This is a genomic window from Thioalkalivibrio sp. ALMg9 (assembly GCF_000380625.1).
Lineage (GTDB): Bacteria > Pseudomonadota > Gammaproteobacteria > Ectothiorhodospirales > Ectothiorhodospiraceae > Thioalkalivibrio > Thioalkalivibrio versutus.
Genome location: NZ_AQYC01000007.1, coordinates 114,745 through 134,826, shown reverse-complemented (window position 1 = coordinate 134,826; position 20,082 = coordinate 114,745). Strand labels below are relative to the sequence as shown.

Annotated in this window: 19 protein-coding genes; 11 read left to right on the top strand and 8 right to left on the bottom strand. The window is 68.1% G+C overall.

The features are described from left to right. Positions 1-22: 22 nt before the first annotated feature. A complete protein-coding gene (locus tag F792_RS0104205) occupies positions 23-3,328 on the bottom strand; it encodes an efflux RND transporter permease subunit (RefSeq protein ID WP_018168494.1) in 3,306 nt (1,101 codons plus the stop codon). Next, positions 3,325-4,350, bottom strand: a complete 1,026-nt coding sequence (locus tag F792_RS0104200) for an efflux RND transporter periplasmic adaptor subunit (protein WP_018168493.1) — start codon at positions 4,348-4,350, stop codon at positions 3,325-3,327. The genes F792_RS0104205 and F792_RS0104200 overlap by 4 nt, the downstream gene beginning before the upstream one ends. Positions 4,351-4,636: 286 nt before the next feature. Between F792_RS0104200 and F792_RS0104195 the strand changes: the two genes are divergently transcribed. From F792_RS0104195 to F792_RS0104180, 4 genes are all read left to right on the top strand, one after another. Next, entirely contained in the window at positions 4,637-4,978 is a 342-nt protein-coding gene (locus F792_RS0104195; RefSeq protein ID WP_018143903.1) for a phenylpyruvate tautomerase MIF-related protein, read from the top strand. 34 nt (positions 4,979-5,012) lie between these two features. Then, positions 5,013-6,725 (top strand): proline--tRNA ligase, encoded by a 1,713-nt coding sequence (locus tag F792_RS0104190; RefSeq protein ID WP_018168491.1) that lies wholly within the window; start codon positions 5,013-5,015, stop codon positions 6,723-6,725. Positions 6,726-6,797: 72 nt separating this feature from the next. After that, positions 6,798-8,660, top strand: coding sequence for an SLC13 family permease (locus F792_RS0104185; protein WP_026305895.1), 1,863 nt, complete (start codon positions 6,798-6,800; stop codon positions 8,658-8,660). A 68-nt stretch (positions 8,661-8,728) separates the two neighbouring features. Further along, positions 8,729-9,343, top strand: a complete 615-nt coding sequence (locus F792_RS0104180) for a hypothetical protein (RefSeq protein WP_026305894.1) — start codon at positions 8,729-8,731, stop codon at positions 9,341-9,343. Between the two features lie 12 nt (positions 9,344-9,355). On the opposite strand, the gene F792_RS0104175 is transcribed toward F792_RS0104180, so the two are convergent. Continuing rightward, complete coding sequence (locus tag F792_RS0104175) at positions 9,356-9,646, bottom strand: acylphosphatase (RefSeq protein ID WP_018143907.1); 291 nt, start codon at positions 9,644-9,646, stop codon at positions 9,356-9,358. 22 nt (positions 9,647-9,668) lie between these two features. On the opposite strand from F792_RS0104175, the gene arsC reads away from it, so the two are divergent. From arsC to F792_RS0104160, 3 genes are read left to right on the top strand one after another with little or no spacing between them, the layout of a single operon-like run. Further along, positions 9,669-10,025: an arsenate reductase (glutaredoxin) gene (gene arsC, locus F792_RS0104170; RefSeq protein ID WP_018143908.1), complete on the top strand. Its 357-nt coding sequence runs from the start codon at positions 9,669-9,671 to the stop codon at positions 10,023-10,025. After that, the gene (gene wrbA, locus F792_RS0104165; RefSeq protein ID WP_018168488.1) at positions 10,022-10,633 is read left to right on the top strand and encodes an NAD(P)H:quinone oxidoreductase; all 612 of its coding nucleotides are present in this window, start codon (positions 10,022-10,024) and stop codon (positions 10,631-10,633) included. The genes arsC and wrbA overlap by 4 nt, the downstream gene beginning before the upstream one ends. After that, a complete protein-coding gene (locus F792_RS0104160; protein WP_018168487.1) occupies positions 10,630-10,986 on the top strand; it encodes a DUF2069 domain-containing protein in 357 nt (118 codons plus the stop codon). The genes wrbA and F792_RS0104160 overlap by 4 nt, the downstream gene beginning before the upstream one ends. Before the next feature lie 343 nt (positions 10,987-11,329). Here the strand turns inward: F792_RS0104160 and hda are convergent, their stop codons facing one another. Genes hda through F792_RS0104135 form a run of 4 tightly spaced genes read right to left on the bottom strand, consistent with a single transcriptional unit; the run spans position 11,330 to position 14,837 of the window. Continuing rightward, positions 11,330-12,067, bottom strand: a complete 738-nt coding sequence (gene hda, locus F792_RS0104150; RefSeq protein ID WP_018168485.1) for a DnaA regulatory inactivator Hda — start codon at positions 12,065-12,067, stop codon at positions 11,330-11,332. Continuing rightward, complete coding sequence (locus F792_RS0104145) at positions 12,064-13,182, bottom strand: AI-2E family transporter (RefSeq protein WP_018168484.1); 1,119 nt, start codon at positions 13,180-13,182, stop codon at positions 12,064-12,066. Before F792_RS0104145 ends, hda begins: the two co-directional genes overlap by 4 nt. Then, positions 13,179-13,769 (bottom strand): CDP-alcohol phosphatidyltransferase family protein, encoded by a 591-nt coding sequence (locus F792_RS0104140; protein ID WP_018168483.1) that lies wholly within the window; start codon positions 13,767-13,769, stop codon positions 13,179-13,181. The genes F792_RS0104145 and F792_RS0104140 overlap by 4 nt, the downstream gene beginning before the upstream one ends. 36 nt (positions 13,770-13,805) lie before the next feature. Next, the gene (locus tag F792_RS0104135; RefSeq protein WP_026305893.1) at positions 13,806-14,837 is read right to left on the bottom strand and encodes a DUF2066 domain-containing protein; all 1,032 of its coding nucleotides are present in this window, start codon (positions 14,835-14,837) and stop codon (positions 13,806-13,808) included. A 185-nt stretch (positions 14,838-15,022) separates the two neighbouring features. Here F792_RS0104135 and purM point away from each other — a divergent pair, with 185 nt between their 5' ends. Genes purM through F792_RS0104115 form a run of 4 tightly spaced genes read left to right on the top strand, consistent with a single transcriptional unit; the run spans position 15,023 to position 18,972 of the window. After that, positions 15,023-16,078, top strand: a complete 1,056-nt coding sequence (gene purM / locus F792_RS0104130) for a phosphoribosylformylglycinamidine cyclo-ligase (protein WP_018168481.1) — start codon at positions 15,023-15,025, stop codon at positions 16,076-16,078. Next, positions 16,075-16,803, top strand: coding sequence for a phosphoribosylglycinamide formyltransferase (gene purN, locus F792_RS0104125; RefSeq protein WP_018168480.1), 729 nt, complete (start codon positions 16,075-16,077; stop codon positions 16,801-16,803). The genes purM and purN overlap by 4 nt, the downstream gene beginning before the upstream one ends. Positions 16,804-16,810: 7 nt before the next feature. Continuing rightward, entirely contained in the window at positions 16,811-17,560 is a 750-nt protein-coding gene (locus F792_RS0104120; RefSeq protein WP_018168479.1) for a DUF3108 domain-containing protein, read from the top strand. A gap of 5 nt (positions 17,561-17,565) precedes the next feature. Then, positions 17,566-18,972 carry an NAD(P)/FAD-dependent oxidoreductase gene (locus tag F792_RS0104115; protein ID WP_018168478.1) on the top strand — a complete coding sequence of 469 codons (1,407 nt, stop codon included), beginning with the start codon at positions 17,566-17,568 and terminating at the stop codon, positions 18,970-18,972. 30 nt (positions 18,973-19,002) lie between these two features. Here the strand turns inward: F792_RS0104115 and F792_RS0104110 are convergent, their stop codons facing one another. After that, entirely contained in the window at positions 19,003-19,992 is a 990-nt protein-coding gene (locus tag F792_RS0104110; protein ID WP_051080697.1) for a GGDEF domain-containing protein, read from the bottom strand. Positions 19,993-20,082: the final 90 nt, after the last annotated feature.

The window sequence follows — 20,082 nt, the reverse complement described above, 5'->3', positions numbered from 1 at the left end:
TCCGCGCAATGACCGGTATGGCCTACACCGCTTGGGCGCGGATCAGGTCGACCCGGGTGCGCACATACAGGTAGTACAGCACCGGGATGATCACCAGCGTCAGCAGCGTGGAGACGAACACGCCGAAGATCAGCGAGATCGCCAGGCCGGAGAAGATCGGGTCGTCGAGAATAAACCCGGCCCCAACCATCGCCGCCAGGCCGGTCAGCACGATTGGCTTGGCGCGCACCGCGCCGGCGTGCACCACCGCCTCGATCACATCCACGCCGCGGCGAATCTCCTCGTTGATGAAGTCCACCAGCAGGATGGAGTTGCGCACGATGATCCCGGCCAGCGCGATCATCCCGATCATCGAGGTTGCGGTGAACTTGGCGTCCATGAAGAAGGCATCCATGAAGGCATGCCCCGGCATCACCCCGATCACGGTCAGCGGGATCGGCGCCATGATGATCAACGGCACCATGTACGAGCGGAACTGCGCCACCACCAGCAGGTAGATCAGGAGCAGCCCCACCGAGTAGGCGATCCCCATGTCGCGGAAGGTCTCGTAGGTCACCTGCCACTCGCCGTCCCACTTCAGCGAGAAGTTGTAGGGATTGTCCGGCTGACTGATGAACAGCTGCTCCAGCGGCTCGTCGTAGGCCATGGGCTGGTCGCGCAGGCCGAAGAACATGTCGAACATGCCGTACAGCGGGCTATCCAGCCCACCGGCCAGATCACCCATCACGTAGACCACCGGCAGCAGGTTCTTGTGGTGGATGGAGTGCTCGAGGCTCGAGTCGACCACGTTGACCACCTCGGACAGCGGCACCAGCGTGCCGTCGCGCGAGCGCACCTTGAGCCCGAGCACCGGGTCCAGACTGCCCTTCTCGGCCTGATCGAACTCCAGCCGCACGGGGACCGCATATTTCACGTTGGAGCCGTAGAGATACGTCACGTCCTCGCCCGACAGCGAGGTCGAGATCGCCTGCACCACCGCCTGCTGTGACACACCCAGGCGCGCGGCCCGTTCGCGGTCGACCTGCAGGATCTTCTTCTGCCCCGGATACTCGACCGAATCATCGATGTCGGTGATGTCGCCGGTGTTCTCGAAGCGCTCGCGCACCTGCCGGGCGATCTCGATCTGGCCGTCATAGTCCGGGCCGTAGATCTCGGCGACGATCGGCGACATCACCGGCGGACCCGGTGGAACCTCGACCACCTTGACCGCCGCGCCATGCCGATCGGCGATCGCGTTGATCGCCTCGCGCACGCCCAGGGCCACCGCGTGGCTCTTGCGATCGCGCTCGTACGAGCCGACCAGGTTCACCTGAATGTCGCCGACGTGCGAACCCTCGCGCAGGTAGTACTGACGCACCAGGCCGTTGAAGTTGATCGGCGCCGCGGTGCCCGCGTAGGTCTGCACGTTGTGCACCTCGGGGACCGTCTTCAGGTAGTCGCCCATCTCCGCCAGCACGCGGGAGGTGCGCTCCAGACTGGTACCTTCCGGCATATCCAGCACCACCTGGAACTCCGACTTGTCGTCGAACGGCAGCATCTTCATGACCACCAGCTGGAAGTACGCCAGCGACACCGAGGCCAGGATCAGCACCAGGGTGCCCAACCACAGCGCGAGGCGAGCAGTCTTCTTGCGTCCGCCAGTACCAAGGAAGGGCAGCAGCAGGGTGTTGAAGATCTTCATCAGCCCGGCCGAGGCGCTCTCGTTCTCCGCGCTGTGGCCGCCGCTGGCGGGCGCCGCGTGCTCGTGCTTCTCGGCCTGCCGACGCAGGACCTTGTAGGTCAGCCAGGGCGTGACCACGTAGGCCACCGCCAGCGAGATGATCATCCCCATCGAGGCGTTGATCGGGATCGGACTCATGTACGGGCCCATCAGCCCGGTCACGAAGGCCATCGGCAGCAGCGCGGCGATCACCGCAAAGGTCGCGAGGATCGTCGGTCCGCCCACCTCGTCCACCGCGAGCGGAATCGCCTCGATGAACTTCTTGCCGCCCTTGGCCATGTGCCGGTGGATGTTCTCGACCACGACGATGGCGTCATCCACCAGGATCCCGATGGAGAAGATCAGCGCGAACAGCGACACGCGGTTGAGGGTGAAGCCGTAGGCCCAGGAGGCGAACAGCGTGATCGCCAGGGTGATCACCACCGCCACGCCAACGATAAACGCCTCGCGCCAGCCAAGCGCGATCCACACCAGAATAACCACCGAGGCGGTCGCCAGGATCAGCTTCTGGATCAGCGTGTTGGCCTTGTCGTCCGCGGTCTGCCCGTAATTGCGGGTAATGGTCGTCTCGATGCCGTCCGGGATGTAGGTCCCGCGCAACTGCTCCAGGCGTTCGACCAGGGCATCGGCAATATCCGGGGCATTGGTGCCCGGCTGCTTGGCGATCGCCACCGTGACCGCCGGATGGCTATCCCCCAGGCGCGCGCGGTCCCCCGCGGCGGCGCCATGGGCAAAGCGCACATGCTCCGTGGCATAGGCCGGACCCTGTACCACCTCGGCAACATCCGACAGGTAGACCGGGCGATCCTCGTGCATCCCGACCACCAGGCTGGCGAACGCCTCGGGCTCGGTGATGAAGTCACCGGCCTGGATCAGGATTTCCTCGTCGTCGTGGTACAGCTGCCCGGCGTCACGCGAGAAGTTGGAGGCCTGCAGGCTGTCGCGCAGGTCGTCCACCGACAGGTTGTGGGCCGCCAGGGTCTCCGGCTTGAAGCGCACATGCACCACGTGATCGGGCCCACCGACGGTATAGATGTCGCGGGTGCCCGGTACGCGCTTGAGCTCGGCCTCGATGCCGTGCGCCACGCGCAGCAGGTCATGTCCGCCGCGCTCGGGGTCCTCGGTCCACAGGGTCACGTTGACGATCGGCACGTCGTCGATCCCCATCGGCTTGATGATCGGCTCGCCGACCCCCAGACCCGGCGGCAGCCAGTCCTGGTTGGAGAACACCTGGTTGTACAGGCGCACCAGGGCCGCGGTGCGATCCTCGCCGACCTCGAACTGGATGGTGATCTGCGCCATGTTCGGGCGCGAGACGGAATAGATGTCGTCGATGCCCTCGATCTCCGAGAGCACCTGTTCGGCCGGCGTGGCCACCAGCTGGGCCACCTCCTGCGCGCTCGCCCCCGGGAACGGGATGAACACATCGGCCATGGTCACGTTGATCTGCGGCTCTTCCTCGCGCGGCGTGACCAGGATCGCGAACAACCCCAGCAGCAGACCGATCAGGGCCAGCAGCGGCGTGATCTGGGTGGTCAGGAAGGCCTTGGCAATGCGCCCGGAGATCCCCATGCGCTCGGACGCCCCCTCCGTGCCGGCATCGCTCATCGGTTCACCTGCTGATGTTCCTTCAGATAGATCTGCGCATGCACCGGATCCAGCGCCACGCGTTCATCGTCGTCCAGACCGCCGAGGATCTCGATCATGCCGTCATGCTGGCGCCCGACCCGCACCTGGCGGAACGCGACCCGATCGTCCTCATCGACGACGTACACGGCGATAACCTCGCTGCGATAGACCACGGCCTCCACCGGCACCAGCAGGCGTTCAACGTCCTCCACCACGAAGGCGGTCTTCACGAACATGCCGGGGAACAGGCCCAGATCCTGCTGCTCCGGCAGGTTCACGCGAATCCGGAAGGTGGAGCTGGCCGGATCGGCATAGGGGAAGATGGTCAGACTCTCGGCCGCCACCCGGTCCCCGTTCAGCAGGACCTCGGCACTGCGCCGCTCGCGCACGTTGTGGATCAAGCGCTGCGGCACATCCACGGCAACGCGCAGTTGATCCAGGCTGATCCCGGACAACAGCGGTGAGCCCGGGCTGACCGACTCGCCGACCTCGACATGACGCTCGGTGACGATCCCGGAATACGGCGCATACACCTCGGTGTAGCCGAGCTGCTCGCGGGCCTCCTCGACCCGACCCTCGGCCGAGCGCAGGCGGGCACGCGCCGACCCTAGCGCGGCCTCGGCGCGGTCGAACTCGGAGCGCGAGACCACCCCCCGCTCGAACACATCCTCAATCCGGGCGAACTCCGAACGCGCCTCGTTGAAGCGGGCGCGGGCGTCGGCCAGATCCCCCTCCGCCTGGCTCACACGGGCCTGCTGCTCGGTATCGCTGACCCGAACCAGGAGCTCGTCGACCTCGACGAAGTCATCCACGTCCACGTAGATCTCGCGGACACGCCCGGACGTCTGGGCGGAGATCGTGGACCGCTGCACCGCCTCGACGCGGCCATCCAGGATGCGTTCCTGGGCAATCGTCTGGCGTTCCGCGGTGGCCGTGTCGAACGGCAGCTCCGCCTGGGCCGCAAACGGCAACAGCAGCAGGGCCCACAGGGTGTGGCGCATCCGGATTCGTGTCATGGGGTCTTTCCTTGCTTGGTGAGGTCGCCGGGGATGGGCCGTCTCGCACTCGTCCCGGCTCCATATATTAGCTTTTTCTAATTTATTATTTCCTGATGCTGAACGCAATCCGGGCGCATCCTCCCGCGACCGGTCCGCTCCCTCGCAGCGAGTATAGCCACCCTGACAAGGGTTTCACCCACCCCGGCGACTCGCCGGGACGCTGCAGCGCACCCGCGCTCCCCGTATCATGGCGACCGATCCGGGAACCACACAAGATCTGGAGGACGCCATGCCGCTGCTGCGAGTCGAGACCAATACCGCCCTGCCGGACGATGCCACCGGCCTCAGCCAGCGCCTGTCCGCGGAGGTCGCCGACTGGCTAGGCAAGCCCGAGGGCTACGTGATGGTGGCCTGCACGCATAATCCGGCCATGTGCTTTGGCGGCAGTACCGATGCGCTCGCCTACTGCGAGCTCAAGAGCATCGGCCTGCCCGAGGGCCTGACCCGCGAGCTGTCGCGCAAGCTGTGCGACGCCCTGCAGGCAGAGCTGGGTATCGAACCCGCCCGCGTGTACATCGAATTCGCCGACGCCCCGCGCCACTTCTGGGGCACCAACGGCACCACGTTCTGAACCCTTTCCAGCCATCAACCACGGACTGCCCCCGATGCGCGTCTCGCAATTCCCGCTGAACACCCTGAAGGAAACCCCGGCCGACGCCGAGATCATCTCCCATCAGCTGATGCTGCGTGCCGGCTACATCCGCCGGCTGGCCTCCGGGCTGTACACCTGGCTGCCACTGGGGCTGCGCGTGCTGCGCCGGGTCGAGGGCATCGTGCGCGAGGAGATGAACCGCGCCGGCGCGCTGGAGGTACTGATGCCGGCGGTGCAGCCCGCCGAGCTGTGGCAGGAATCCGGCCGCTGGGACTTCTACGGCGCCGAGCTGCTGCGCCTGAAGGACCGCCACGACCGCGACTTCTGCTTCGGCCCGACCCACGAGGAGGTCATCACCGACCTGGTACGCCGCGAGGTCCGCAGCTACCGCCAGCTGCCGATCAACTACTACCAGATCCAGACCAAGTTCCGCGACGAACGCCGCCCGCGCTTCGGGATCATGCGCGCGCGGGAATTCCTGATGAAGGACGCCTACTCGTTCCATATCGACAACGCCTCGCTGGCCGAGACCTACCGCCAGATGCACGCCGCCTACACCCGCATCTTCGAACGCTGCGGGCTGGACTTCCGCGCGGTGGAGGCCGACACCGGCGCCATCGGCGGCAATGCCTCGCACGAATTCCACGTCCTCGCCAGCTCCGGCGAGGACGCCATCGCCTTCTCCCCGGCCGGCTTCGCCGCCAACGTCGAACTGGCCCCCTGCCCGAAGCCAGACCCGGCCCCGGCACCCGGCGCGGAGATGGCGAAGATCGCCACGCCCGACGTGCACACCATTGACGAACTGGCGGGGTTCCTGAACATCCCGACCGAGCAGACGGTAAAGACCCTGGTGGTCGCCGCCTCCGACGAGATCGACGCCGACCTGGTCGCCATCGTGTTGCGCGGCGACCACGAGCTGAATGCGGTCAAGGCCGAGAAGCACCCGTGGATCGCGGAGCCGCTGCGCATGGCCGAGGCGGCCGAGATCCGCACCGCGTTCGGCGCCGACCCCGGCTCGCTGGGACCGGTGAACAGCCCGATCCCGGTGCTGGCCGACCAGGCCATGCTGGGCATGGCCGACTTCGTGGTCGGCGCCAACGAGGACGGCCATCACCTGACCGGCGTGAACTGGGGCCGCGACCTGCCGCAACCGGAGAGCGCGGACCTGCGCAACATCACCGAGGGCGAACCGGCCCCGGACGGCTCCGGGGCGATCGAGATCCGTCGCGGCATCGAGGTCGGCCACATCTTCCAGCTGGGCGACAAGTACAGTCAGGCCCTGGGCGCCCGGGTGCTGGATGAGGACGGCCGCGAACAGGTCGTGACCATGGGCTGCTATGGCATCGGTGTCTCGCGCGTCGTGGCGGCGGCCATCGAGCAGAACTCCGACGAGCGCGGCATCTGCTGGCCCACCGCCATCGCGCCCTTCGATATCGCCCTGTGCCCAATCGGCGCGAAGAAATCCCAGCGCGTGCGCGAGGCGGCGGAACAACTGCACGACGAATTGCAGGCGGCCGGCTTCGAGGTCCTGCTGGACGACCGCGAACAGCGCCCCGGCGTGATGTTCGCCGACATGGAGCTGATCGGCATCCCGCACCGGATCGTCATCGGCGAACGCGGCCTGGACGCCGGCGAACTCGAATACCAGGACCGCCGCGCCCCCGAGGCCGAACACCTGCCGCTCGACAACCTGATCGACACCCTGCGCGAACGGCTGCGGGGATGAGGCACGCGCTTTGTCTGCGGTTCATGATGTGCTGATCCGAAACGCCGCCACGCGCGGCAAGCGCCGGGTGCAATGGAACACATAGCGTTCACGCTGGAGATGGGAATCGTATTCGGCCTGCTGGGGCTGACGATCCTGCTGTTCGTGACCGAGGTGATCCGGATCGACCTGGCGGCGCTGAGTGTGCTGTTCCTGCTGGGGATGGTCGCGCTGGTGCCGGGGGTCGCGTCGATCGTCGAGGGCGAGGCGCTCTTCTCCGGCTTTGCCTCGAACGCGGTGATCGCGATCATCGCGGTGATGATCATCGGCACGGGGCTGGACCGCTCCGGAGTGATGAACCGCCTGGCGGACCTGATCCTGCGGTTTGGCGGGAAGACGGAACGCCGGGTGATGGCGACCACCTCGGGCGCCGTGGGCATCGTGACCAGCTTCATGCAGAACATCGGCGCGGCCGCGCTGTTCATGCCGGTGATCAATCGCATTGGTGCCGCCGCCCGCATCCCGCGCTCGCGCCTGCTGATGCCGATGGGTTTTGCCGCGATCGTCGGGGGCACACTCACGCTGGTCGCCTCCAGCCCGTTGATCCTGCTCAACGACCTGCTGCCCGGGGATGTCGAGGGCTTTGGCCTCTTCGACGTGACGCCCATCGGGCTGGCCCTGCTGGCCACCCTGATCCTGTACTTCGCGGTGCTCGGGAAATGGGTTCTGCCCGCCCGCGATCCGCAGACCGAAGACCCGGACGAGAGCCGGGTGCAGACCACTTCCGCCTGGTTCCGCGAGGTCTATGGCATGGACTTCGGCGTGCGCGAGGCGCGCCTGGGCGAGGACAGCTCGCTGGCCGGACGCACGGTGGGCGACTTCGAGGCGGCCTTTGGCGTACATGTCGTCGGCGTGACCAGCGATGACGAGACCCGCATCGAGCCCAACCGCGACGTGGAACTGAAGCGCGGGGCGCACCTGGCCATCCTCGGACCGGTCACCACTATCGAGAAGACCTGCGACAGTACCGGGACCATCCTCAAGGACGAGCTGGATGTGTTTGCGCGCGTGCTGTCGGCCCGCCATGGCGGGATCGCCGAGGTCATCGTGCCGCCCGGCTCGGATCTGATCGGACAGACCGTGCGCGACAAGGGCATGCGCCGCACCTACGGCATCTCGGTCCTGCGCATCCAGCGCGGCGACGACCTGATCATCGAAGAGGTCCCGGACACCCCGCTGAAGGCCGGTGACACGCTGGTGGTGCATACCCCATGGGAGCACCTGCAGGCGCTGGAGGACAACCGCGACTTCGTGGTAGTGACCAGCCGCTATCCGCGGCGCAAGCAGGAGGCCTCGAAGACCCACCGGCCGCTGGCTGCGCTCGGGTCGCTCGCGCTGGGGCTGGGGCTCGTGCTGTTCACCGACCTGCCGCTGGCGCTGGCCCTGCTGGGCGGCGCACTGGGGATGATTTTCAGCGGCGTCATCAGCATGGACGAGGCCTATCGCGGCATCAGCTGGAAGACGGTGTTTCTGCTGGCCTCGCTGATCCCGCTGGGGCTTGCGGTGGAGAACTCCGGCGCCGGGGAGTGGATCGCGACCAACGGCATGCAGCAGCTGGAGGGGATGCCGGTCTGGGTATTGCAGGTCGCGGTCTTCCTGTTGACCACCTTCTTCACGCTGGTGATGTCCAACGTGGGCGCCACCGTGCTGCTGGTGCCGCTGGCGGTCAGCTTCGCGAGCGTCGCCCAGGGCATGGGCATCGACGCCGATCCGCGGGTCTTTGCACTGATCGTCGCGATCGCCGCCTCCAACTCGTTCATCCTGCCCACCCACCAGGTCAACGCCCTGATCATGGACCCCGGCGGCTACCGCGTGGCCGACTACCTGCGCGCCGGCTCCCTGATGACCGTGCTCTTCATGGTCGTCTCGCTGCTCGTGATCAACCTGATCTTCTGAGCCCGGTTCAGCCCCGATACAGCCTGAACGGAGAGACTGGCGGCAGCGCCCCTGCACCGGAACCCGATATGGCCGAAACCCTTCATCGAATGCTCCCCTTGGCAGCCGCATCCATGGTGCTGCTTCTGGCCGCCTGCAGCCCGCGGATCTACGGGGTAAGCGAGGAACAGTGGGACACGATGGGCGAGGCCGAGCGTGTCGAGGCCATCCGCGCCTGGGAATCGGTGCAGAAGGCGCGCGAGGCCCGCCTGCAGGCCGAGGCCGAGCAGGAGACGGCCCTGGCGGCCGAACGGGCGGCGCAGGTCGCGGCCATCCGCAGCGGCGATGCGGGACTGCCGGGGGACCTGATCCGCGTCAGCCTGCGCGGCGGGACCCTGCGCATCGGCGGTCGCGACCGGGCGCTGGAGCCGACAAGCTTTACCCTTGCCAGTGGCGAGACCCGCAGCGTCGAGGTCCACGCCGAGCGCTATCGCAGCGAGCTCGACGTCGCCTATGAAGACGGCCTCTTGCTGATCGACCTGCCGCGCCATTCCCGCACCGGGGCCGCACGCGTCGCCTGGGACGGCGACTGGATGCAGGGGACCGAGTCCCGCATTCGTTCGGACGGGCCACACCGGCTGCGCGACGTGCGTGCCTTCGTCCAGGTCATTCCGCCACCGGGCCGCCCGCTGCGGCGCTACTGACGCGCCATCGGGTCAACCGGTGGAGAAGTCTCCCGGCGCCGGGTCGGGCGGCGGCAACTCCTCGGCCTCCACCGCGTCCACCCGCGCCATACGCGGGCCGTCCGCCAGCCACTCCTCCAGCGCGTCCAGTGCCTTGCGCGGACCCACGGCCAGCACCTCCACGCTGCCGTCCGGTTCGTTGCGGGCATAACCGGTCAGGTGCAGGCGTTTCGCCTCGTCGCGGGTGGACGCGCGGAAGAACACGCCCTGTACCTGGCCGCTCACACGCCAGCGGCGGGCATGGTTATCATTGGTCTCCGTCATCGTTGTCCTCCGGAGTGGATTCATGTCCGATGCCCCTACGCTGTACCACAACCCGCGCTGCAGCAAGTCGCGTGCGACCCTGGCGCTGCTGCGCGAACAGGGCGTGGAACCGCAGATCGTCGAATACCTGAAGACCCCGCCGGACGCGGCCACCCTGCGCGCGATCGTGGACAAGCTCGGCATTGCGCCACGCGACCTTCTGCGCACCGGCGAGGCGGAGTACCGCGAGCTGGGCCTGAAGGATGCCGAGATGGACGACGAAGCGCTGATCCAGACCATGGTCCAGCATCCGAAACTGATCGAGCGCCCCATCCTCGTCCACGGCGACGACGCCCGTATCGGGCGCCCGCCGGAACAGGTCCTGGAGATCCTGTCGTGAGCGCCGCCCCCGAGATCCTCGTGCTGTACTACAGCCGTTATGGGGCGACGGCAGAACTGGCCCGCCACGTGGCCAGTGGCGTGGAGCGCGCCGGTGCGGTCGCCCGCGTGCGCACCGTACCGCCGGTGAGCACCAACATCACCGGCGACGCCCCGGCGGTCCCCGCCGACGGCCCGCCCTACGCGGAGACCCGCGACCTCGAAGAATGCGCCGGGCTGGTGATGGGGTCGCCCACTCGCTTCGGCAACATGGCCGCGCCGCTGAAACACTTCCTTGATGGCACCAGCGGTCTCTGGGCGAGCGGCGGGCTGGTGGATCGGCCGTTCGGGCTGTTCACCAGCACGGCTACCCAGCATGGCGGGCAGGAGACCACCCTGCTGACGATGGCCATGCCGCTGATCCACCAGGGGATGCTGTGGGTGGGCGTGCCCTACACCGTGCCGGAACTGAGCACCACCACGAGCGGCGGCTCGCCCTATGGCGCCAGCCACGTCGCGGGGGGGCAGGGCGAACACCCGGTCACGCGCGACGAGCAGCGCATTGCCGGCGCGCTGGGCGAACGCGTCGGCCGCATTGCCCTGCGGCTCCAGGCCGGAGACGACGCATGATCCTCGCGGCCCGCGCGCTGGCGCTGATCGCCTACTTCGGCCTGCTGGGCGTGATCCTGATCTGGACGACCTGGATCGACCCGCCGGAGATCGTTCCGGTCGCCGTGGCGCTGGTCGTGCTGGTCCTGCCGCTGATGTTCCCGCTGCGCGGCATGCTGCACGGACGCCGCTACACCCACGCCTGGTCCAGCCTGCTGGCGCTGGCCTACATCACCCTCGGTATCACGCTGGCCGCCGCGGCGGACGCCCGACTCTACGGCGTGCTGATGACCACCGCCAGCCTCGCCTGGTTCGCCGGCTGCCTGCTCTACGTCAAGCTGGACGCCCGCCGCGCCCGTCAGATGGCTTCCTGACTTTTCCATCCACCACGAAGCGCACGCAGAAGGGCAAGGGCGTCTCACAGGAAATAAGGCGGTTCTGGATGGGGCGCCGCGGGCGCAAGGACCTTCAGGGCTGCCGCCTCCGTTGCCCGTCATCCCGGCGGCCGGAGCGCAGCGCAGAGCCGGGATCTCCGGCGCAGGACAACCAGATCCCGGATCACCGCTGCGCGGTGTCCGGGATGACGGACATGGGCGGGGCACTGCACACCGCGATGGCGTTCCGGGCGATCGACTCCAAGCAATAATTCCGTTCTTCTGCCCTTCCCTTCTGCCTGTGAATCGCCCTTGCCCTTCTGCGTGCGCTTCGGGGTGACTATCAGAAACGCGCGAGCTGGTCGCGGACGAAGGGGATGGTCAGGCGCCGCTGCTCGGCCAGGGCGGCCAGGTCCAGGCGGTCCAGCAGCTCCAGTAGCGCCACCAGGTCGCGGCGGTAGTGGCGCAGCAGGTATTCGGCCACCGCCTCCGGCAGCTCCAGCCCGCGCAGCACCGCGCGCTGGGCGAGGATGCGTTTGAGATCCTCCTCCTCCGGCGCCTGTATGCGGAACACCGGCCCCCAGGCGAGGCGCGAGGTCAGATCCGGCAGGCGACTGCCCAGCCCGTCCGGCGCGTGCGCGGCCGCCAGCAGCACCCGGCAGCCGCCATCGCGAAGTCGATTCAGCAGCCCGAACAGGGCCTCGTCCCAGTCGCCCTGCCCGACCACCGCGTCGAGATCATCCAGCGCAACCAGGCGGGCGCGCTCCAGCCCATCCAGCACCGCCAGCGGCGGCGCGGTCACCAGTTCGGCCAGCGGCAGATAGGCCACGGGCTCGCCGCGTTCGTGGCCCTGGTGGCAGGCGGCCTGCAGCAGATGGGTCTTGCCCAGGCCCGCCGGGCCGTGCAACAGGATCTGTGGCTCGGTTATCCCGGTCCCGATCGAGAGGGCCTCCACCGCGTCCCGCGCGAGGCGGTTGCCGCCCGGATAGAAGCTGGCAAAGCGCGAGGCGTCGCGCAGGCGCAAATCCAGCGGGAGCTGGCGCTGCGGCGCAGCATTGCCGCCCTGCCGCCCCGTCGTCATGAGCCTCCGCCCCCTGTATCCGCATCCGCGGGCGCATCCCCCGCATTCAGCCGCCGGTAGTGCGCCAGGGTATGGCGCACACCCACGGCCAGGACCGCCGCCACCGGCAACGCCAGCAGCACGCCGAAGAACCCGAACAGCTGGCCGCCCGCCAGTACGGCAAAGATCACCGCGACCGGGTGCAGCCCGGTACGGTCCCCCACCAGCCAGGGCGTCAGGACCATGGACTCCAGCACCTGGGCAATGGCGAAGATCACCAGCACGATCAGCAGCAGGCTCCAGCCGTCGCCCTGCACCAGCGCCGCGGCGGTGGCCAGCAACACGCCAACGATCACGCCGACGTAGGGAATGAAGCTCACCAGCCCCGCGATCAGGCCGATCGCCAGCCCCATCTCCACGCCCACCACGGTCAAGGTGACGGCGTAGAACAGGCCAAGCGCCAGCATCACCAGCAACTGCCCGCGCAGGAAGGCCCCCAGGGTCTCGTCCGACTCCGCGGCGAAGGTCAGCACCGCCGGGCGCCAGGCCTGCGGCAGTAGATCCCGCAGGCCGTCCAGCAGCCGCGGCCAGTCGCGCAGCAGATAGAAGCTCACCACCGGGATCAGCACCACGTTAAGCACCCCCAGCACCAGCGCGCCGGTCGAGCTGCCGATCCATTGCAGCACGCCCCCGGCCAGCCCGCCGGCCTCGCGCCAGTGGTCGGCCACCAGCCCCTGCAGCGCGCTGGCATCCAGCGGCGGCAGGGAATCCCCGGCCAGATCCTCCAGCCGCGGGCGCACCTGATCGTCGAACCAGCCGAGGATTTGCGGCATCGCCAGCGTAAGCCGCTCGAACTGGGCGATCGCCAGCGGGATCAGGATCAGGATCAGCGCCGCCAACCCCAGCATCACCAGCAGGAAGATCACCACGGTCGCCAGGGTGCGCGAGCGCCCCGTGCGCGCAACCAGCCGGGTCACCAGCGGGTTGAACAGGTAGCCGATCAGCAGGGCTGCGACGAAGGGCGTGAGGATGGGCGCCAGCAGGTACAGCGCTCCGCCAAGGACCAGCAGCCCAACCAGGGCAGCCAGAGGGGCGGCCGAAAGCGGCCAGACATGGTCGCGGGTATCCGGATTCATGGCGTCCTCCCCGAGGTCCCTGCCGGATTCGTGTGTCCGTGCAGGTGACGCCAGGCATAAAACCCCCATTGCACGGTATAGGCCAGCCCGCTGGCCACGGTGGTGAAGGCCACGACGATCACCAGCAGTTGCACCCAGATCGGATCCAGCGCCAGCAGACCGACCTTCACGATGGCGACCAGTACCAGCGTGATCTGCAAAAAGGTGTTCACCTTGCTGATCAGCAGCGGCCGGATGGCCAGCGGGCCCACGAACACCCGATACAACGCGGAGCCCACGGTCAGCCAGACATCCCGCCCGACCACCAGCACCAGCAGCCACAACGGCAGTAGCCCGGACAGCGTCACCGCGACGTAGACCCCCAGCATCAGCAGCTTGTCCGCCGCCGGGTCCAGCCAGGCCCCGAGCCGCGTGTGCCAGCCGTAGCGCCGCACCAGCCAGCCATCCAGGGCATCACTCAGCCCGGCGATCGTCAGCAGCACCACCGCCACCACGTAGTACTCCAGCGCCAGCAACCACACGATCGGCGGAATCAGCGCGATCCGGCCAATGGTGACGGCGTTGGGGATCTGGTGGCGAGGGAACATTCGATGAAAGTGGGCGCGAACCGAGACCGGCGCGGATTAGCGCCGGTCCAGCCAGGCATCGGCACCGGCGGCGTCCTCGGGCGTCTCGGCCCGCGCGAAGCCGGAGCCACGCAGCAGATCGATCAGATCGTCCTGCTCGAGTCCAGTACGGACCTGCAGCACCACGCTATCGCCGGCCAGGGAATCCAGGCGCGCGGTCTCCACCGCCTGCAACCGCGTCAGCTCGGCGCGCAGGCGCTCGAAGGCCCCATAGCCCTGAACCCCGGCAAAGCCCAGACGCAGCCATTCCGGCTCGGCCGCCACCCGCGCCAGGCGTTCGGCCACCTGATCCAGCCCTCGCGCCACCGCGTCGTGCGCCGCAGTACCGGGATCCTCCCCGCTCGCCGCGCTGCGATATTCGCGGCCATCGTGCACGGCAATCGCCCGCGCCTCCGCCCCGCTCGTGGTCTCGCGCACATGCAGCAGCACGACGCCATCGGCGTCGTAGCGACGCGCCGCCTCCACCAGCGGCTCGGTCACGCCGCCGACAATGTCGGACGGCTGGGCCGCGCGGCGGTCCTGAAGGTCGCCCAGGGGGAACAAAAGCGGCATGTCGCGCGCCGCGGCCAGATCCCCCAGCGAGGAGAGAATGCCCGGACCGTCCACGGCATCCCCGAGCAGTTCGCGCTGCCCGCCCCGCTCGTGGACGGCCCACACCAGCAGCCCCGGACGCTCCCCGAGCACGGATGGCACCCCGGCATCGCGCAGCGCGGTGCGCAGACGGAAGCGGTCGAACTCCAGGCGGTAGGAATCGTCCTCGACCTGCTGCCGGCGTTCCAGGGCCGCGATCCAGCCCGCGTCGTCACGGGCGTCCAGCAACGCCTCGACCAGTTCCAGTACCGGCTCCGAGCGCAGCCCGGCCAGACGCACCAGCGCCTGTTCCAGGCCCTGCTCCAGGGCCGTGGACTCGTCCTCGGCCGTGACCGTCACCACCACCGGGCCACCGGCTGCGGCCGCCGGGGTCAGCACGAGGAGGAAAAGACCCAGCAGCATAGCCAGGCGCGAATGCGTTCGGGGGTGCAGTGACATGGTTGCGTTCAATTGTTCGACAAGCGCCACAAAATACCACAGGCCACCGCGCCGAAGTCCCTGAGGAAAGCGGCCAAATGCGGCCCGGGCCGGACCGTCTTCTTTGCACGCCCGCACCCGGCTCGCTACCATGCCGGGTTCTGCGAGACCGCCGCAGCGCGCGGTCATCAAACATCGGGGAACCCATGTCCGAATCCCGTTCAGGCCTGACCTACCGCGAGGCCGGTGTCGACATCGAGGCCGGTGCCGAACTGGTCGAACGCATCAAGCCGCACGCGGCGCGCACCCGGCGTCCCGGCGTCATGGCCGGACTGGGGGGCTTCGGCGCCCTGTTCGAACTGCCGATGGATCGCTACAAGCAGCCGGTTCTGGTCTCCGGCACCGACGGCGTTGGCACCAAGCTGCGCCTGGCCCAGGAGACCGGTCGTCACGACAGCATCGGCATCGATCTGGTCGCGATGTGCGTGAACGACATCGTCGTTCAAGGCGCCGAGCCGCTGTTCTTCCTCGACTACTACGCCACCGGCCACCTGGACGTGGACATCGCCGCCGACGTGGTCACTGGCATCGCCGAGGGCTGCGAGCAGGCCGGTTGTGCGCTGATCGGCGGCGAGACGGCCGAGATGCCCGGGATGTACCAGGGCGAGGACTACGACGTGGCCGGCTTCGCAGTCGGGATCGCCGAGAAGGCCGCCCTGATCGACGGCAGCCGGGTTACCGCGGGCGATGTGGTCCTGGGCCTGGAGGCCAGCGGGCCCCACTCCAACGGCTATTCCCTGATCCGCCGCGTCCTGGAACACTCCGGCGCCGGCCTGGACGCCCCGTTGCCGGGCGCCGACGGGGTCTCCCTCGGCGAGGCGCTGATGGCCCCCACCCGGATCTACGTACGCCCGCTGCTGGAGCTGCTGCAGCAGTTCCCGGTGCACGCGATGGCGCATATCACCGGCGGTGGTCTGACCGAGAATATTCCGCGCGTCCTGCCGGATACCCTGGGGGCGCGCATCGACCCGGACAGCTGGGCCCGCCCGCCGGTTTTCCAGTGGCTGCAGCAGGCCGGCGACATCGCCGACGAGGAGATGCTGCGCACCTTCAATTGCGGCATCGGCATGACCGTGATCCTCCCCGAGGACCGGGTCGAGGCCGCCAGCTCGCAGCTGGCCCGCGCCGGCATCCGCAGCTGGCCGATCGGCGTGATCCAGGAACGCGACGACTACCAGCCAAGCGTCTCCTACGCCGCATGAGCGTCCCCGCCGGGCAATCGGCCGCGACCCCGAAGCGCCTGGTGGTGCTGATCTCCGGGCGTGGCAGCAACCTCGGCGCCCTGATCGAGGCCTGCGAGCAGGACCGCATCCCGGCGCAGGTCGTCGGCGTCATCAGCAACCGCCCCGATGCCGCCGGGCTGGGCTTTGCCGCACAGCATCACATCCCGCACCGGGTACTGAACCACCGCGACTACCCCTCGCGCGAGGCCTTTGACGCCGACCTGGCCACCGCCATCGAGGACTATGCCCCCGACCTGGTCATCCTGGCCGGCTTCATGCGCATCCTGACCCCCGGTTTTGTGGACCGCTTCACCGGCCGGATGCTGAACATTCACCCGTCGCTGCTGCCGAAGTACCGTGGTCTGGATACCCATGCCCGCGCCCTGGCCGATGGCGAGCCCGAACACGGCGCCAGCGTGCACTTTGTTACCCCGGAACTGGACGGCGGCCCGGTCGTCATGCAAGCCCGCGTGCCGGTCGACCCCAACGACACGCCCGACACCCTGGCCGCCCGCGTGCAACGGGCCGAGCACCGGCTGTACCCCGAGGCCGTGCGCCGGGTGTGTTCAGGTGAAATTCAGTGGTCCGGGCGGATCCTGCAGGCCGACGGCTCGCCGCTTGAGGCGCCGCTGCAACTCGACGAGGACACCCACGATGTTTCAGGCCCTGACGCCCGGAGCCGCCCACCGCACCCGGTCGGCTAGAACCCCCATGTTCCGACTCGCAATCGCCCTGCTGCTGGCACTGCTGGCCGCCCCCGCGGCTGCGGAGCGCGACCTGAGCCCGATCCCGCCGTACACCGCCAGTTACGAGGCCAACGCCATGGGCAACACTCTCAAGGCGCGCATCACCCTCAATCACGAAGACGTGCAGACCCGCATGGCGATGGACGCCCATGTCTCCGGCTTTCTGCGCATCCTCGGGCGTTTCGAGCTGAGCCGCGAGGCCCTGATGAACAACCGAAACGGCGATTTGCAGCTGGTGCAATCGCGCAGCCAGCAGATCACCCCGCGCCGCGAGCGCAAGGTCGAGACCCGCTTCGACTGGGAGACCAACCGCGCGATCGGCACCATCAACGGCGAACGCTTCGATCTCGAGGTGCCGCCGCAGACCCTGGACTTCCTCGGCTCGCTGTACCTGATGATGCAGCGCCTGGAGAGTGGCGAGCTGTCCAGCGAAGGCGACCGCGAAACCATCCAGGCCCTGGAACGCGACCGCCTGCGCGAATACCGCTTCGAATACGCCGGGCGCGAGACCATGGACTCCCCGATCGGCCGGGTCGAGACCATCCGCATCGATCGGCGCACGGACGACAGCGATGTCGCCCTGTCCGCCTGGTTCGCCCGCGAACTGCGCCATGTGCCGGTGCGCTTCGACTACGAGGCCGACGGCCGCGTGTTCGAGCTGAACCTCACGCAGCTGGAATGGCACGACCCGATCATTGATCTGACCGACGAGTAACCACCATGAGCGAAACCTTTGACCTGGCCATCATCGGCAGTGGCCCCGGGGGCTATCGTGCCGCCGTCCTGGGCGCCCTGCGCGGACTGAGCGTCGTCATCATCGAGAAGGCCGACTGGGGCGGCTGCTGCCTCAACCGCGGCTGCGTGCCCAAGAAGGACTGGTACCACACCGCACGCACGGTTGCCGCCCAGCGCCACTTCGAGGCACGTGGCATCAGCGGCCGCCTCAGCGCCGACATGGGCAAGGCCTGGGACCATCAAAAGGACGTGGTGACCGAGGTGCGCAACTCCTACCTCGGCTACATGAAGCACCTCAAGATCCAGTACCGCCACGGAGCCGCGAGCTTCCGCGACGCCGAGACCCTGGAGGTCGTGACCGACGATGGCACCGAGACCGTGCAGGCCCGGCACACCATCATCGCCACCGGTGCCACCGCCAGCGTGCCCGCGCCCTTCGAGGCGGCGCCCGGCCGCGTCCTCACCACCGACATGCTGTTCGACGACAAGCCGCCGGCCGGTCAGCGCGTCGCCATCATCGGCTCCGGCGTGGTCGCCACCGAGTTCGCCTGGATCTTTCACCACCTCGGCAAGGACGTCACCTGGCTGAGCCGCTCGAAGCCGCTGTCCGGCCAGAAATTCAGCCCCCAGGCGCTGGGCACGCTGAAGGAACGCCTGGCCGAGGACGGCGTCGAGCCCACCCGCGTGAAGGGCTACGAGAAGGTCGAGATGTCCGACGACGGCGTCACCATCACCGACAGCGAAGGCAACACCTTCGAGGTCGACTGGGTCCTGCTCGGCACCGGACGCACCCCGCACACCGAGGGCCTGAACCTGGATGCGATCGGGGTGAAGACTGATGGCCGCGGCTTCGTGAAGCGCCGCCCCACCCTGCAGACCGACGTCGACAACATCTACGTCATCGGCGATGTCGCCAGCGAGTGGCAGACCGCCAACCACGCCCTGGCCGACGCGACCATCGCGGTCGAGAACATCCAGAACGGCAACACCCGCGAACAGGACGAGCGCTTCGTCCCGATCGCGATCTACTCGGCCGTCGAGATGGCGCGTCTGGGCATGGACGAGGACGACGCCGAGGACGATGAACTGGAACCCGCGGTCGGCTTCGCCGCCTTCGAGACCTCCCCGCGCGCCCTGGGCCAGGACGAGCCCGAGGGCTTCGTGCGCCTGATCGGCGACATGGATACCGGGGCCCTGCTGGGCGGCGAGGTGATCGGCGCCGAAGCCGGCGAGCTGATCCACATCCTGTCGCTGGCCCCGAACCGCGACACCGCGCTGGCCTGGATCGCCAAGGGCCAATGGAACCACCCGACCCGCGCCGAGGAGTTCCTCAACGCCACCGAGACCCTCGCATCCAAGTGGAACCTCAAGTCCGAGATCTTCGGTCTCTGACCCGGCCTTAAGCCACCCGGAAGTCCTGGGCTAGCGTTCAGCCCGGGTACGTTTGGCGGCCAGGAGCTCGGTATCCGCGCGGTGGACGAGGTGCTCGAGATGGGTGTCGTCGGCGAGAAAGCCGGCCGCGCCGACACTGATGGAGATGTCCGCCCGTTCCTGCACCCGCGCCTGCAGGCGCTCGGCCATCCGTCGGGCATCCGCCAACGGGGTATGCGGAAGCAGGACGACGAATTCGTCCCCGCCATAGCGTCCGAGGAGGTCCGCGTCGCGCAGGGTTGCCTGCGCGGTCGCGGTGACCCGCTTCAGCATGGCGTCGCCGGCCGCGTGTCCCACTTCGTCGTTGATCCGCTTGAAGCCGTCGAGATCGAACATCAACAGCGAAAGGGGGCTGCCGTGGCGGCGGGCGCGCTCCATCTCGCTCTCGGCCCGTGCCTGAAAGTGCCGGCGATTGCCAACCCCGGTGAGGGGGTCGCAGGACGCGAGCTTTTCCAGCCGCCGATTGGCCTCCTCGAACTCGCGGTTGGCCTGGTTCAGGGCCTGCGTGCGCTCCTCGACCACGGCCTCCAGGTTGTGGCTGTAGCGCTCCAGATCCTCACGCGCCAGGCGCAACTCGGTGACATCCTGGGAAATTCCGAACAAGTGCGTGATCGCGCCCTGCGTGTCATGCACGGGCAACAGCAGGGTGAGCCAGTGCCCTTCCTTTTCGACTCCATCGCCGTCGCGAAAGGCCGCATGTTCCTCGTAGCGCAGGGGCGCATCCTGGCGCAGGCAGTCGCGGTAATGTGCGACCACCTGCTCCGCGACCGGCCACGGCAGGATGTCGTGCAAGCGCCGGCCGGTACAATCCTGCGCGAACAGCTGTTCCATCTTCGCGTTGGATGCCTCGACCACGAAATCCGGGCCTTCGACCCGAATCAGGAACATGTTCTCCGGGAAGTGCTGCCAGATCTCCGCGAGCACGCTGGTCTGCGCCAATTCGTGCAGAAATCCTTCCCTCGCCGTTCTATCGTCCGTCATCGAATACCCTTCTGGTACGCCGGGGACACGCGGCCCCACATACGCGGTCGCCCTCGAATCGATCTGTCGTGCTGACAAGGCGTGGTGAGC

Excerpts from the sequence above, each read along its gene's own strand:
- F792_RS0104185 (WP_026305895.1), top strand. The coding sequence starts at position 6,798 with ATGGAACACATAGCGTTCACGCTGGAGATGGGAATCGTATTCGGCCTG.
- F792_RS0104135 (WP_026305893.1), bottom strand. The coding sequence starts at position 14,837 with ATGTCACTGCACCCCCGAACGCATTCGCGCCTGGCTATGCTGCTGGGT.
- F792_RS0104205 (WP_018168494.1), bottom strand. The coding sequence starts at position 3,328 with ATGAGCGATGCCGGCACGGAGGGGGCGTCCGAGCGCATGGGGATCTCC.
- F792_RS0104180 (WP_026305894.1), top strand. The coding sequence starts at position 8,729 with ATGGCCGAAACCCTTCATCGAATGCTCCCCTTGGCAGCCGCATCCATG.
- F792_RS0104115 (WP_018168478.1), top strand. The coding sequence starts at position 17,566 with ATGAGCGAAACCTTTGACCTGGCCATCATCGGCAGTGGCCCCGGGGGC.
- F792_RS0104140 (WP_018168483.1), bottom strand. The coding sequence starts at position 13,769 with ATGTTCCCTCGCCACCAGATCCCCAACGCCGTCACCATTGGCCGGATC.
- F792_RS0104195 (WP_018143903.1), top strand. The coding sequence starts at position 4,637 with ATGCCGCTGCTGCGAGTCGAGACCAATACCGCCCTGCCGGACGATGCC.
- F792_RS0104110 (WP_051080697.1), bottom strand. The coding sequence starts at position 19,992 with ATGACGGACGATAGAACGGCGAGGGAAGGATTTCTGCACGAATTGGCG.
- F792_RS0104120 (WP_018168479.1), top strand. The coding sequence starts at position 16,811 with ATGTTCCGACTCGCAATCGCCCTGCTGCTGGCACTGCTGGCCGCCCCC.
- F792_RS0104200 (WP_018168493.1), bottom strand. The coding sequence starts at position 4,350 with ATGCGCCACACCCTGTGGGCCCTGCTGCTGTTGCCGTTTGCGGCCCAG.
- F792_RS0104145 (WP_018168484.1), bottom strand. The coding sequence starts at position 13,182 with ATGAATCCGGATACCCGCGACCATGTCTGGCCGCTTTCGGCCGCCCCT.
- F792_RS0104190 (WP_018168491.1), top strand. The coding sequence starts at position 5,013 with ATGCGCGTCTCGCAATTCCCGCTGAACACCCTGAAGGAAACCCCGGCC.
- purN (WP_018168480.1), top strand. The coding sequence starts at position 16,075 with ATGAGCGTCCCCGCCGGGCAATCGGCCGCGACCCCGAAGCGCCTGGTG.
- hda (WP_018168485.1), bottom strand. The coding sequence starts at position 12,067 with ATGACGACGGGGCGGCAGGGCGGCAATGCTGCGCCGCAGCGCCAGCTC.
- arsC (WP_018143908.1), top strand. The coding sequence starts at position 9,669 with ATGTCCGATGCCCCTACGCTGTACCACAACCCGCGCTGCAGCAAGTCG.
- F792_RS0104160 (WP_018168487.1), top strand. The coding sequence starts at position 10,630 with ATGATCCTCGCGGCCCGCGCGCTGGCGCTGATCGCCTACTTCGGCCTG.
- F792_RS0104175 (WP_018143907.1), bottom strand. The coding sequence starts at position 9,646 with ATGACGGAGACCAATGATAACCATGCCCGCCGCTGGCGTGTGAGCGGC.
- purM (WP_018168481.1), top strand. The coding sequence starts at position 15,023 with ATGTCCGAATCCCGTTCAGGCCTGACCTACCGCGAGGCCGGTGTCGAC.